Annotated in this window: 10 protein-coding genes; 7 read left to right on the top strand and 3 right to left on the bottom strand. The window is 70.4% G+C overall.

The window, feature by feature from the left end; translation table 11 throughout:
* Positions 1 to 4 precede the first annotated feature (4 nt).
* Genes D457_RS0103505 through D457_RS0103495 form a run of 3 tightly spaced genes read left to right on the top strand, consistent with a single transcriptional unit; the run spans position 5 to position 5,025 of the window.
* Positions 5 to 2,875, top strand: a complete 2,871-nt coding sequence (locus D457_RS0103505; RefSeq protein WP_017579257.1) for a DEAD/DEAH box helicase — start codon at positions 5 to 7, stop codon at positions 2,873 to 2,875.
* A complete protein-coding gene (locus D457_RS0103500; RefSeq protein ID WP_017579256.1) occupies positions 2,872 to 4,113 on the top strand; it encodes an SWIM zinc finger family protein in 1,242 nt (413 codons plus the stop codon). The genes D457_RS0103505 and D457_RS0103500 overlap by 4 nt, the downstream gene beginning before the upstream one ends.
* Positions 4,114 to 4,152: 39 nt before the next feature.
* A complete protein-coding gene (locus tag D457_RS0103495) occupies positions 4,153 to 5,025 on the top strand; it encodes a TetR/AcrR family transcriptional regulator (protein WP_017579255.1) in 873 nt (290 codons plus the stop codon).
* On the opposite strand, the gene D457_RS0103490 is transcribed toward D457_RS0103495, so the two are convergent.
* Complete coding sequence (locus D457_RS0103490) at positions 4,972 to 6,006, bottom strand: alpha-ketoacid dehydrogenase subunit beta (protein ID WP_017579254.1); 1,035 nt, start codon at positions 6,004 to 6,006, stop codon at positions 4,972 to 4,974. The two genes, D457_RS0103495 and D457_RS0103490, sit on opposite strands and share 54 nt — an antisense overlap.
* A gap of 16 nt (positions 6,007 to 6,022) precedes the next feature.
* Entirely contained in the window at positions 6,023 to 6,988 is a 966-nt protein-coding gene (locus D457_RS0103485; protein WP_017579253.1) for a thiamine pyrophosphate-dependent dehydrogenase E1 component subunit alpha, read from the bottom strand.
* Between the two features lie 178 nt (positions 6,989 to 7,166).
* Between D457_RS0103485 and D457_RS0103480 the strand changes: the two genes are divergently transcribed.
* The 4 genes from D457_RS0103480 to D457_RS0103465 are packed head-to-tail and all read left to right on the top strand — an operon-like array spanning position 7,167 to position 12,050.
* On the top strand, positions 7,167 to 8,090 hold the full coding sequence (locus tag D457_RS0103480) for a DMT family transporter (RefSeq protein ID WP_239646002.1): 924 nt from the start codon (positions 7,167 to 7,169) through the stop codon (positions 8,088 to 8,090).
* A 32-nt stretch (positions 8,091 to 8,122) separates the two neighbouring features.
* Complete coding sequence (locus D457_RS0103475) at positions 8,123 to 9,307, top strand: cytochrome P450 family protein (protein ID WP_017579251.1); 1,185 nt, start codon at positions 8,123 to 8,125, stop codon at positions 9,305 to 9,307.
* Positions 9,308 to 9,315: 8 nt separating this feature from the next.
* Positions 9,316 to 10,611, top strand: a complete 1,296-nt coding sequence (locus D457_RS0103470; protein WP_039830922.1) for an activator-dependent family glycosyltransferase — start codon at positions 9,316 to 9,318, stop codon at positions 10,609 to 10,611.
* A complete protein-coding gene (locus tag D457_RS0103465) occupies positions 10,608 to 12,050 on the top strand; it encodes an NDP-hexose 2,3-dehydratase family protein (protein ID WP_017579249.1) in 1,443 nt (480 codons plus the stop codon). The genes D457_RS0103470 and D457_RS0103465 overlap by 4 nt, the downstream gene beginning before the upstream one ends.
* Here the strand turns inward: D457_RS0103465 and D457_RS0103460 are convergent.
* The gene (locus D457_RS0103460) at positions 12,013 to 13,089 is read right to left on the bottom strand and encodes a Gfo/Idh/MocA family protein (protein WP_017579248.1); all 1,077 of its coding nucleotides are present in this window, start codon (positions 13,087 to 13,089) and stop codon (positions 12,013 to 12,015) included. The genes D457_RS0103465 and D457_RS0103460 overlap by 38 nt on opposite strands.
* Between the last annotated feature and the right edge of the window lie 138 nt (positions 13,090 to 13,227).

Genomic DNA, 13,227 nt, shown 5'->3' with positions numbered 1-13,227 from the left:
CCCGATGGTGAGGACACCGGCTGGGAACGCGGACGGACACGGGCCGGAACACTCCGCACTGGAGGACTGCGCCGTGGTGTTCGAGGCCGCGGACCCGCCGCGCGACGGGCGCTTCGCCTTCTGGCGGCCCGACGGCACGGCACTTCCCGCCCGGGTGGGAGAACCAGGGGAGCTCGACGTGGCGGAGCCCGACCGGGGCCGCGTCCGGGTGCGGCGCGTACAGGTGGTCAGGGTCCCGGTCGCGGACGCCCTGACCACCCTGGTCAGGGCGCGGTACGCGTATGTGGAGCGGAACCCGGACCCGTCGGCCGCCTTCTGGGGAGCGGCCTGCCTCATCGCCCTGGACCTGGTGGCGCGCGGTCGCCTGCTGCCCGGGGTGTCGGACGGGGGTTTCGACGCCTGGCGCCTTGGCCCCCTGGACATCGCTGACATGGAACGCATCAGGGAACTGGCCGCCGCGATGCCCGCCCGGGCCCGCGCGGTTCCGGTGCCGGGCGTCGAGCCGGTGGCCCTCCACCGCGCGGAGGGGCTGCTTCGCCGGTGCCTGGACGCCGTCGCCGACACGATGCCGCGCACACCCGCCGCTGAGCTGGTTTCCGGCGGGAAACCGTTCGCCGTCCCGGAACCCCGGCCCTCCGAAGAGCTGCGTGAATGGGCCGAGAGTATCGCTGTCGGTCAGGACGTCGGTGTGCGGATCTCCCTGCGCCTCGAGATCCCCGGCGGTGTCGACGCGCTGGAACGGGGTGGGGGGAGCACACCCGTACGCGCCGTGGTCCGGACGCGCAGCCTCGCCGACCCGACGGTCATCGTCGACGCCGTCGACCTCTGGGAGGGCGGCGACGACCGGTTCGGGTCGCAGGGACGCTTCCACGCAATTATGGCCGTCCGACGGGCGGCGACCGCGTGGGCGCCCCTGGAACGGTTGCTCGACCGCTCGGTCCCCGATGAACTGGAGCTGTCCGATGACGAGGTTCTCCGCCTCGTCGGCGACGACGCCGCTGCGGTGCACGAGGCGGGGGTGGAGATCCAGTGGCCCGACGAGATCGCCCGCGTGCTGGAGGCGCGTGCGGAGATTGGCGTACGCGACCCGGCGCCCGCGGACCCCGCGGCCTTCTTCCGCGGTGATGACCGGGTCAGTCTCAACTGGCGCCTGTACGTAGACGGCGACCGGCTCGACGACGGGGACATGGCCTACGTGGCCAAGTCCGATCGCCCCTTCGTGTACCTGAAGGACCGCTGGCTGCTGCTCCCGATGGAACTGGGTCGCAAGGCGCGCGAGTGGGAACTGGAACCCCAGGCGCCCATGCGCGCACTGGGCGCCGCCCTGCTCGGCGCAGTCGAGATCGATGACGGGACCGGTCCGGAGTGGGTGGACGTGGACCCCTCGTGGTGGCTCGCCGCGATCCGGGACCTGATCGTCGGCCCGGACAGCGGGGACGAACCCCTGGCCCAGCCGGTCGAGCTCGAAGCGAGGCTGCGCGACTACCAGCTCAGAGGATTGCGTTGGCTGGACCGTATGACCTCGCTCGGGCTGAACGGCTGCCTGGCGGACGACATGGGCCTCGGCAAGACCATCACGCTCATCGCCCTGTACCTGAAACGGAGCCGCGGCTCGGCGCACGCGCCGCCTACCCTGGTGGTGTGCCCCGCCTCGCTCCTGGGTAACTGGGAGCGCGAGATCGCGCGGTTCGCGCCCGGGACACCGGTCAGCAGGTTCCACGGCCCCGGGAGGACCCTGCCGGAGGCCGCTGAGGGGTTCGTCCTCACCACCTACGGAACCATGCGCCTGGACGCCGAGCGTCTGGCCGGGGTCGAGTGGGATCTGGTCGTTGCCGACGAGGCCCAGCACGTCAAGAACCCGAGGTCCGCCACGGCCAGGGCGCTGCGCGGGATACCCGCAGCCGCCAGAGTAGCCCTCACCGGTACCCCGGTGGAGAACAACCTGTCCGAGCTGTGGGCGATCCTGGACTGGACCACCCCGGGGCTGCTCGGTTCGATGTCCGAGTTCCGTGCGCGCTGGGCGCGTCCGGTGGAGGAGCACCGCGACGCCGGTACGGCGGAGCGGCTCTCCCGCATGGTCGGACCCTTCCTGCTACGTCGGCGCAAGACCGACCCGGACATCGTGCCCGAGCTGCCGCCCAAGGTCGAGACCGATCGTCCGGTGGGCCTGACCGCCGAGCAGGTCCACCTCTACGAGAGCACGGTCAGTTCGGTCATGGCCGAGATCGCCGCCAGCGAGGGGATCGCTCGCCGGGGCCGCGTCCTGAAGTTGCTCACGGGGCTCAAACAGATCTGCAACCACCCAGCCCAGTACCTCAAGGAGGAGAGGCCCCGGCTGCGCGGGCGCTCCGGGAAGCTCGAACTCCTGGAGGAGCTCCTGGAGACGATCGTCGCCGAGAACGACGCGGTACTGGTGTTCACACAGTACGTGGCGATGGCCCGGCTCATCGAGGCCAGGCTCCGGGAACGCGGCCTGCCGACACAGCTGCTGCACGGCGGAACCCCGGTGCCCAGAAGGGAGGAGATGGTGCAGCGCTTCCAGGAGGGCGAGGTCCCCGTGTTCCTGCTGTCCCTCAAGGCCGCGGGCACAGGGCTCAACCTCACCCGTGCCGGGCACGTGGTGCACTTCGACCGCTGGTGGAACCCGGCGGTCGAGGAACAGGCCACCGACCGCGCCTACCGGATCGGCCAGACCCGGTCGGTCCAGGTGCACCGGATCATCGCGGAAGGGACCCTGGAGGACCGTATCGCCTCGATGCTGCGTTCCAAGCGGCACCTGGCCGATGCGGTGCTGTCCTCGGGTGAGGCGGCGCTGAGCGAACTGTCCGACACGGAGCTGGCCGCGCTCGTGGAACTGGGGGATCACACGCGATGAGCACGGAGTACGACGAACGAGCGAAGTCCTTCCCGCCCAAACCCGCTTACAAGAAGGGGAAGCGCTTCGCGCAGAGCTGGTGGGGCAACGCGTGGATCAAGGCCATGGTCGACACCGCCCTGGACCCGGTACCGCTGAAGAAGGGGCGCCGGTACGCCGCCGCCGGGCACGTCGGCACGGTCACGGTCAGCCCCGGGCGCGCGGCGGCGACGGTGTTCGACGAGGACAGTGCCCAGGAGGCCGTGGTCCTGCTGGACCAGCTCTCCGAGGACGAGTGGGGCCGGTTCCTCGAGAAGGTCGCGGTCAAGGCCGGGCACACCGCCGACCTGCTGGAACGGAAGATGCCGCAGGAAGTGGCGGAGGACGCAGAGGAGGCCGACGTACGGCTGCTCCCGGGCGTGGGCGACCTCGACCCGGAGTGCACGTGCCTCGACTTCGAACTGCCCTGCAAACACGCCGCGGCGCTCAGCTACCAGCTGGCGCGCCTCCTGGACGAGGACCCGTTCGTCCTGCTGCTCCTACGCGGCCGGACCGAGGACGAACTCGTCGAGGAGATCAGCCGGCTGAATGCCGCCGAGGGGGAGGTGGCTTCCGCGGACGAGAGCGTGTCCGCAGAGGATGTTTTCGCTGCGGACGTCTCCGCCCTGCCGGAGCTGCCGCCCCGGCCGGAGGTGACCGCCGCCAGGATGTTCCCGTCCTACCTCGGGTACGAGACCGGGGAGGCCGAACCGGCCCGGCTGGACTGGTTGGTCTTCGACGCATCGGCCCGCGCGTTCGAGGCCGTCGCCGCCGACGGCATGGCTTTTGAACAGGACCCGGACGAGTGGCGCGACGCCGTGCGGATGGTCGCCGCGAATGACGATCCGGCCCTCGCGGAACGTCTGGGGAAGAGGTTCCCGGGAGAGGTCTCGGCCGCCGTGTCGGCGTGGCGGTACGGCGGAGCCGACGGTCTGGACACCCTGGAGGCGTCCTGGGCCCCGGACCGTCGGGAGGCGGCCCGTGCGCGTACGGAGATGGAGCACGCCTGGGATGAGGGGGCCGCGGAGGAACAGCCGGACATCCGGGTCTGGCGCAACCGGTGGACGGTGTGGAACCGGGGAGTGCAGCTGCGGTACGGCCGGGACCTGAGGTGGTACCCGTATCGGCGGGAAGGCGGGGCCTGGCTCCCGGCCGGGCCGCCGGACACGGACCCCGCGGCTGTCCTGGCGGAACTGCTGGCCGGGAACGGTCTCCCGTGACGCGCACGGGCGGCCTTCGGCGGGCAGGAGGTTAAGGGTATGGCGGGAAGTCCGAGGCGGGCGGCTGATCCGGCGCGCAGCCTGGCACTCCTGTGGCGCACCGGGGAACGGGTGAACAGCAGGGGTAAACCGGGGCTTAGCATCGACCGCATCGTCGAGGCGGCCGTCGGTATCGCCGACCACGAGGGCCTGGAGGCGCTTTCCATGCGAAAGGTCGCCGTGAGACTGGGTGTGGGGACCATGTCCCTGTACACCTACGTCCCCGGGAAGAGCGAGCTGGTCGACGTCATGCTCGACTCGGTCCACGGTGAGCTCGAAGCCCCCGGGCCGCATGTGCGGGGTTGGCGGGCCCGCCTGCACGCGACCGCGCACCTGACCTGGGACCTGCACCGGCGCCACGCGTGGATCCTGGAGGTGGTCAGGGGGCGCCCGGTCCTCGGTCCCAATCTCGTCGCGAAGTACGAGCGCGAGCTACGGGAACTGGAGGGTATCGGGCTCGACGAGATCGAGATGGACTCGGTCGTCGGTCTCGTCAACGGGTACGTCGAAGGGGCCGTAGCGCGTGCGGTCGCCGGTGAGGAGACCGAGCGCCGCACCGGGATCACCGACGAGCAGTGGTGGCGGGCGCACGCCCCCGTCCTGAGTAGGATCGCGGACGTCGAACTCTTTCCCACGGCCGCGCGGGTGGGGGCCATCGCGGGTGCCGCGCACGGGTCCGCCTACGATCCGCTGCACGGGTTCGAGTTCGGGCTGGCCCGTGTCCTGGACGGGATCGATGTACTCGTGCGCTCGAGGGCGGAGGCGGCGGAACGGGGGGAACCGGTTGAATCGGCTCCCCCCACTCGGGGAGACGAGGGCTCAGAACGGCCCGCTGAACTCGGCGGTGATCGGGTGCGGTGCCCGGAACCCTGATCCGTTCCGCCCGAGGGCCTTGAGACACGCGCGGGCGATCCGTTCCGCGTCGGGGTGAAACGCTTCCTCCAGGGGGGACGACACCGGCGCGGGACAGTCCGGCGGTGTCACCCTTACCACGGGGGAGCGCAGAGCACCGGGAACGCTCTCCGCCACGATCGCCGCCACCTCCGCGGAGAACCCGAACGGCGCCCAACTGGTGTCCGCGACGACCAGGTGCCCGGTCCTTGTCACGGACGACGTGATGAGGTCGCGGTCCAGGGGGCGCACGCTGCGGGGGTCAATCACCTCGGCGCTTACCTCCGCGTCAGCGAGCAGGTCGGCGGCGCGTTCCGCCTCGTGCGCCATGAGCGAGGCCGCCACGATGGTGACGTCGTCGCCCCGCCGGGCCACGCGTCCCCTACCGAAGGGGACGGGCACCGCTTCCTCGGGAACCTCGCCCTTCAACGGGTAGAGTCCGCGGTTCTCCAGCAGTACTACCGGGTCCCGGCCCCGGAGGGCGCTGATGATCAGCCCTTTGGCGTCGGCAGGGGTCGCGGGGGTGGCCACACGAAGCCCGGGGAAGTGGCCGAACACCGACTGGAGGCTCTGGGAGTGTGTCGCCCCCTGCCCCCAGCCGCGTCCCACCACACCCCGCATGACCAGGGGGACCCCGGCGGTGTCCCCGTAGACATAACGCCATTTCGAGGCCAGGTTGATCACGGAGTCCATCGCGAGGAACATGAAGTCGGCCCTGGTGTGAACGACCAGGGGGCGCATGCCCGCCGCGGCAGTGCCCAGGGCGATGCCCGCGAAGGCGTTCTCCGCGTTGGGGACATCGATGACGCGGGAGGGCCCGAAGGCTTCGAAGGCCTCACGGGTAGTGCCGTGCGTCCCCTTCTCGTCATCGACGTTCTGGCCCGCCACGAACACGCTCGGGTCGGCGGCCATGCACTGGACAGTGGCCTCGCTGATCGCTTGGGCGTAGGTGAGCTCGCGCATGTGGTCAGGTCCTTCCTCAGCTGTGGTGAACGCCGTCGAGCAGGGTCGAGGTGGAGGGGAAAGGAGCGGCTCTGGCCGCTTCCACCGCCAGGCGGACCTCCTGTTCGGCCTCCTGCCTCCAGCGGTCGACGACCCGGTCGGGGTGTTCGCCGTCAAGGTCCGCGGGACGGAGCGCGGCCGAGGTCCGAGCGACGGGACACGAGCGAGTCCGCACGTCGGTCTCCGCACCGTGCTCGGCGTCGCGGTCCAGATGGGGCCCCACGTGTTCCAGGAGGCGGCGCGTCGTCAGCTCCAACAGGTAGGGTCCGCGCCCGCGCCGGCACAGGTGTACCGCCCCGACAGCGGCGTCGTGCACCGCCTCGACGTCGTTGCCGTCCACCAGCGCGGAGGACACCCCGTAGCCGCGTGCGCGTTCCCAGACGGTGGTGCCCCGCGGTTGGCGCGCGGTCAGCGGTGAGGTGATGGAGTAGCCGTTGTTCTCGCACACGAGAAGCACCGGAAGGCTGTGCAGCGCCGCGAAGTTGAGGGACTCGTGGAAGACTCCCTCCTCCGCAGCCCCGTCACCGAAGAAGACCGCCGTCACCTCGTCGGACCCCCTCATCGCCGCAGCCCAAGCCGTGCCCGTGCCGACCGCGATGGTCTCGCCGAGGATCGACGCGGCCATGAACCCCGCTTTCAGGTCGACGAGGTGCATTGATCCGCCCCGGCCCCCAGCGCAGCCGGTGCGCTTCCCGTAGAGCTCGGCGACCATCGCGCGCAGGTCCCCGCCCTTGGCCAGATAGGGGGCGTGGCTCCGATGACCGCTGTAGACGCGGTCATCCGGGCGTAGCGCCGAGCACACCCCCACAGCGGTCGCCTCTTGGCCCACGGAGAAGTGGGTGGGGGTGCGCATCTCCTGCCTGTCCCGGTACAGCTCGGCCAGTGCTGTCTCAACGGTGCGAATACGAACCATCTCGCGCAGCATCCTCATCAGCGGTGTCATCGGGCTCCTCCTCGTTTCCGAGACATGCGGTGCCCGCCGATGGTCGCTCCCGCCTCTTGAAACCCGGTGGAGCCGGGTTGGTCCAGTACCGCTCCAGCGCGGCCCGAGGAGGGCTCACGAGTCTGAGTTCCGACGAGCGCCAGCCAAGGAGGCGCGGAGCCCAACAGGGGAGGACGTTGTGGGCGTCAGTGGAATGCTGCGCTTCGGCGTGGTCGGACTCATGTGGGGTTCCAGCATGTTCTGGATCATGCTGGCCTTGCAAGGACTGAGCACGGTGCAGTTCAGTTTCGGAAGAATCGTGATCGCCGCGGCCACACTGTCGGTGGCGTTGGCGGTGTGTGGTGTCGCGTTGCCCAGGGGGTCACGGGTGTGGGGACACCTTCTGGTCCTGGCTTTCCTCTCCCACCTGCTGCCCGTGATCCTGCTGGAGATTGGGGACGCGACCGGATCGGACTCGGGCCTGGTCTCGGTGTTCAACGCCAGCGTTCCGCTGTGCGTCGTCGTGCTGCTCGTGCTCGGGGGGCGCGCACGCGGGCTCGGCGCCCGTCTTCCGCTCGGGCTGGTGGTCGGATTCGCGGGGGTGCTGCTCCTGTTCGCTCCCTGGGAAGCGGGTGCCGGGCGCCTGCTCACCTGGGGGGTGCTCATCTCCGTGGTGGGCGCTGTCTTCTACGGACTTTCCATGCTCTACATGGAGTGGCTGATGAAAAGGGGGCTGCTGACCCCGCTGGCCCTCGCAGCGGGGCAGGCCCTGCTGGGCGCCGGGTGGATCGGTCTCGCGCTGCCACTGGGCGGCATCGAGGTCCCACAGCTGTCGCTCACCGTGGTCCTGGGAGTCACCGTCACCGGAGTTCTCAACACCGGGCTCGTGTACTGGCTCTTCGTGAGCCTCGTCAGGGACGAGGGTTCGACCATGGCCTCATCCGTCATGTACGTCGTGCCGATCGTGCTCATCCTCCTGAGCACCGTCATTCTCGGTCAGGAGGTCAGCGGTCGCGAGTGGGCGGGCATGCTCGTCATTCTCTTCGGCCTCTGCCTCGCCTGGTGGCCGAGCCGGACCGGCAGGCCGGCGGAGCGCCGTGACTCCGCTCCGGTTCCGGTCTGACCCCCCAAACCAGCACACCGGGAAGGGACCACATGTCCATGCTCGACCAGGAGTTGGGGCGGCGCTTGCAGCTCGCCCACGGGCTGCACTGGCTGCGACGCCGCACCGGAGACCCCTACGCCGCGCTGCTGTGCGGACACCCCGAGGACACAGCTCGCCACCGCGCCGAGATTCTCGCCAGAGGTCCGCTGTGGCTCAGCGCCACGGGTGCGTGGGTGACGGGTGACCACGTGACCGGCACCGCGCTTCTCGCGCACCGTTCCCTGAGCGCGGAGGCCGCGGCCGCGGCCTCGGTACGTGACCGGCTCGTCCAGCTCAAGGGCGTCCTCTCCGGGACGGTGGTGGAGAGAGCGGAAGAACCGCCCCTGACCACCGCGGACCGGTGGCGGGCGGCGGCCGAGCGCCTGTGCGCGCGTCGGCTCGCGGTCCTGCCCGCGGAGTTCGACCTGGTGACCGACGTGTCCCGTCCGGTGGGGGCGGAACTGCTCGCCGAGGCACTCGGCGTCGGTGAGACGGACTTTCCCGCCCTGGCTTCTGCCTGCGAGGGGAGCGAGGCGGCACTGGATGCGTCGCTCAGCCCGCAGACCCTGGGCGTCAGCCGGCGCCTGGCCGACGCCGTCACCGGGCTCGAACGGCTCTCCGGCCGGTTCCGCGGGCGGTCCGCGCACGGTCCCCTCGGAGGCCCGCCCCGGGAGACGGGCATGCTGATGGCCGTGGCCGGTCTGCGGATCGCGCACGACCTGTTGGCCGACTCCGTGCGAGCCCTCCTCCGCCACCCGGGGATGTGGTCGGGGCTGGCCGCCGATCCTTGCCGGGCTGGCCCGGTCATCCGGGAGACCCTGCGCCACGATCCCCCGGTGCGCGTGTATACCCTGCGCGCGCACGAGGAACTCACCGTTCAGGGGGAGCGGATACCCGCCGGTGGCCGGGTGGCCGTGGTGATCGCGTCCGCCAACCGCGACCCGCAGGTGTTCGATCGGCCCGACGTCTTCGACCCCGACCGAGGCGGGGGAGCGGAGGCCCTGGTCCCGGGGCCGCCGTACGGGAGCGCCCTTCCCTTCGCGCGTGCCCTGGCTGAGGGCCAGCTACACGCTCTGGCGGCGGCGTTCCCCCGGTTGTCCGGTGCGGGGCCCGCGACCAGCCACCCCAGGTCACCGCTGACCGGGCGCCTCGCGCGGCTGCCTCTGTACACGAATCAGCCGACCGCCGAGAGTTGAGGACTTCCATGAGGGTTTTGTTCGTCTGCTTCGCGCACGACACGCACTACTTCCCGATGGTGCCCCTGGCCTGGGCGCTGCGCACGGCCGGGCACGAGGTCAGGGTCGCCAGCGGGCCGGACCTGGCCGACACCATCGCCCGGACCGGGCTGCCCGGGGTCAGCGTCGGCACACCTGAGTGGTACAGCAACGACCCGTACGACCCGGAGGCGCTGGGGGAGCTGCTGGCCGAGGGCTCACCGTACGCCGAGTACTTCGACTACACGCGCCGGGACGGGGAACAGTGGACGTGGGAGGGGTTGCTCGCGCTGGAGAACATCATGGCCCCCGCCCTGTTCGCGTCGATGAACAACGATCCCACCCTGGACGACCTGGTAGACCTCGCCCGCGACTGGCGACCGGACCTGGTGATCTGGGAGACCTACAGTTTCGCGGGCGCCGTTGCGGCCCGCGCGGTCGGCGCGGCCCACGCCCGCCTGGTGTGGGGCGCGGACGTCGCGCTCCGCGCGCGCCGGGAGTTCCTGCGCCGCTCGTCGGAGCAGCCGCCCGAACACCGCGAGGATCCGACCGCGGAGTGGTTGGGCTGGTCCCTCGAACGCTTCGGAGGGAACTTCGACGAGGAGGTGCTGACCGGCCAGTGGACGATCGACCCCTCCCCGGCCCCGGTGCGCCTGGATCTGGGGCTGGACACGATCGGGGTCCGGTACGTCCCCTACCCGGGCCCGGCCACGGTGGTACCCGAGCGGACCCGCGAGGAGCCCAAGCGGGTCCGAGTCTGCTTGTCCCTGGGGCTGAGCGGCACGGCGGAGCGGATGGGGGCCACGCTCGGCGAGGTCCTGGAATCGATGGCCGACCTCGACGCGGAGGTCATCGCCACCCTCACCGAGGAACAGGTCGCCGTGGCGGGAGTGCTTCCGGACAACGTCCGGGCGGTCGGGTTCGCCCCGTTGGACCAGTTGCTGCCGACCTGCGCGGCGATCGTCCACCACGGCGGGATCGGGACGACGGCCACCGCCTACCTCCACGGGGTACCTCAGCTCCTGCTCTCCGGTGGCTGGGACACCGCGGTGAAGGCGGACGCGATCGAGGCCGCCGGCGCCGGGCTGCGCCTGCCGCTGACGGAGGCGAACCGGGACAAGGTGGGCGACGCGGTACGGCGTCTGTTGACGGAACCCTCCTTCACCAGGTCCGCGATGACGCTTCGCGAGCACATGCTGGCTGAACCCACCCTGAACGAGGCCGTCACACTGTTCGAGCGCCGGGTGTCCCAGCACAGGGCCTCACGGGAGGCCGGGGGCCGGTGAGCACACGAAGAACGCCCGGCCCGCACGGCGGGCGTGGGAACGGTTCGGCCGCTTCGCCGGACCTGGCCTCGTCGGCCGCGGCCAGCGACGGGGTCTTGAACTCCGACGAGGCGACCCGCCGACGGCTCGTGGACCGGTTCGGCCGGGCCCCCATGCGGGTGACGCGGCGGCCGCTGGAGGAACTGGAAGGTTGGTCCCTGCACGCCGACAGCGGTCAGATCCGTCATGAGAGCGGGCGCTTCTTCAGTATCGGCGGGGTCGACGTGGAGATGCCGGGCGCCGACGTGCCCCGCTGGACACAGCCGATCATCCACCAACCGGAGACCGGGGTCCTCGGCATCCTGGTGAAGAGGTTCGCGGGGGTCGCGCACCTGCTCATGCAGGCCAAGACCGAGCCGGGTAACCGCGGAGGCTTCCAGCTCTCACCGACCGTTCAGGCGACCCGCAGCAACTTCACCGGTGTGCACCGCGGGCGCGCGGTGCCCTACGTCGACCGCTTTCTGAACGCCGCGCCTGAGCGGGTGATCGCGGACGTGCGCCAGTCGGAACAGGGAACCTGGTTCGTGCGTAAGCACAACAGGAACATGGTCGTCGAGGCCACGGACGAGGTGGAGGTTCTCGACGGGTTCGTGTGGCTCACCCTGGGACAGGTGTACCGCCTGCTGTCCGAGGACAACCTCGTCAATATGGACGCGCGCACGGTGCTTGCCTGCCTGCTCCCCTCAGGGCCTGACCCGGGGGCGCTCCTGTGTGACGGGGACGGGTTCCGGGAGGCACTCGTGCGGTCGTGCCTGCCCGGCTCGCGCCCTCTGCACGGGATTGACGAGATCCTCGGCTGGATCAGCTGCGTGCGCTCCATGACCGAGGTCAGCGTGACCTCGGTGCCCCTCGGGGACGTGCGCGGCTGGCGTTGGGAGGACGGCCGTATCAGCCATGGGCTCGGCCGCCACTTCGACGTCATCGGGGTGCGTGTCCGGGCCCGGGGCCGCGAAGTCGTCGGCTGGGACCAGCCGATGTTCGCGGCGCGCGGAGTGGGCACGGCCGCCTTCCTGGTGGCCAGGATCCGCGGGCTGCTCCACGTACTGGTGAGAACGAGGGTCGAGCCTGGCTACGCGGACGTGGCGGAGCTCGGTCCCACCGTGCAGTACGGGCCAGTGTGGGAAGGCCGTCCCGAACCGCCGTTTTTCAGGGAGGTCCTCGGAGCATCGGCCGATCGGATCAGGTTCGACACCGTTCTGTCCGAGGAAGGCGGCCGCTTCTTCCACACGCGCAACCGCTACATGATCGTCGAGGCGGCTCCCGGAGAGGTGTCCGCGGCACCGGGGTTCCGCTGGGTGACCCTCCACCAGTTGTCCGAACTGGTCCGGCACAGTCACTATCTGAACGTGGAGGCGCGCACGCTCATGGCTTGTCTGTACAGCCTGGTCGCTCGACCCTGACCCGGTGGTCCGGCTCCGTCCGGTCCCCGGGGCCGGAGCGCGGTCGGTTCTTCGACCGCAGGCTCACCGCCTCGACCAGGGCCGCTTGCGCCAGGACCGCCGACCGGTGGGGCTCGGGGTCGCTATCCCCGTGAACGGCGCCGACGAAGGCCGTCAGCAATGACACGAGCTGGTCCTCCGGTCCGAACTCCAGAGTCCGGGACCTCCCCCCGCTCTCGACCTGAACGAGTGAGGGGACGTCACCAGGGTGCGTGTAGGCACGCCCGACACTGATGTGTCCTTCGCTTCCCCAAATGTCGTAGGAGCTTCGGTAGGAGTGGGCGAAACCGTAGCCGACCCGGGCGGAAAGTTCCGGAGCCGCTAGGAGCGCCTGACCCGTCACGTCCACTCCGGACTCCTCGTCGAGGTCCTCCCGCGCGGCTTCCACCGTCAGCTCGGATCCGCAGAATTCCTGGACGGCCCGGACCGTGTACACCCCGACATCCAACAGGGCTCCACCGCCGAGGTCGGCACGGTACCGGATGTCGGTGGCCGGCCGCGGGGGGATGCCGAAGTCCGCGGTGATGAGCCGGGGCACACCGATGCGGCCTTCCTCGACCATCGAGCGCACGGCCAGGTGACGGGAGTGGTGCGTGAAGGCGAAGTTCTCCATCACGACCAGCTTTCGCTCGTCGGCCAGTCGCGTCAGCCGCTCGGCCTCTTCCAGGGTGGGGGCGAACGGTTTCTCCACCAGGACATGCTTGCCTGCCCGCAGCGCGCGGGCCGCCCATTCCACATGGAGCCCCGAGGGGAGCGGTATGTACACGGCCTCGACGTCCGCCCGGTCCACGACGTTTTGGTAACCGAGTACGGGGGCGCCCCCGAATACGTCGGTGAACTGTTCCGATCTGCCGGTGTGACGGCTTCCGACGGCGGTCACGCGCAGGGAGGGTATGCCGGTCATCGCGGGGAGCATGCGGCGGCGAGCGAAGTCCGAGCACCCCAGGACCCCGATGCCGATCGGTCCGGTGGAGCGGCTGCTGGACGGGTTCTGTCTCATAGGAACACCTTTCCCACCTCTACCAGAGATGACCTCGAGACCCGCTTGACACAGAACGGCTCAAGTCCGGCTCGACCGGACGGTGCGACGGTGTCCTGCGACGGCGAGTGGGGGACGGGAGCTGTGGTCATGGGTTCG

The organism is Nocardiopsis valliformis DSM 45023 (genome assembly GCF_000340985.1).
In the GTDB taxonomy this organism is placed as follows: Bacteria; Actinomycetota; Actinomycetes; order Streptosporangiales; family Streptosporangiaceae; genus Nocardiopsis; species Nocardiopsis exhalans.
This window is presented reverse-complemented; position numbering and strand designations above follow the sequence as displayed.

Bases quoted from the DNA above. Each gene is read 5' to 3' on its own strand.
- D457_RS0103505 (WP_017579257.1), top strand. From the start codon at position 5: ATGGTGAGGACACCGGCTGGGAACGCGGACGGACACGGGCCGGAACAC.
- D457_RS0103500 (WP_017579256.1), top strand. From the start codon at position 2,872: ATGAGCACGGAGTACGACGAACGAGCGAAGTCCTTCCCGCCCAAACCC.
- D457_RS0103495 (WP_017579255.1), top strand. From the start codon at position 4,153: ATGGCGGGAAGTCCGAGGCGGGCGGCTGATCCGGCGCGCAGCCTGGCA.
- D457_RS0103490 (WP_017579254.1), bottom strand. From the start codon at position 6,006: ATGCGCGAGCTCACCTACGCCCAAGCGATCAGCGAGGCCACTGTCCAG.
- D457_RS0103485 (WP_017579253.1), bottom strand. From the start codon at position 6,988: ATGACACCGCTGATGAGGATGCTGCGCGAGATGGTTCGTATTCGCACC.
- D457_RS0103475 (WP_017579251.1), top strand. From the start codon at position 8,123: ATGTCCATGCTCGACCAGGAGTTGGGGCGGCGCTTGCAGCTCGCCCAC.
- D457_RS0103470 (WP_039830922.1), top strand. From the start codon at position 9,316: ATGAGGGTTTTGTTCGTCTGCTTCGCGCACGACACGCACTACTTCCCG.
- D457_RS0103460 (WP_017579248.1), bottom strand. From the start codon at position 13,089: ATGAGACAGAACCCGTCCAGCAGCCGCTCCACCGGACCGATCGGCATC.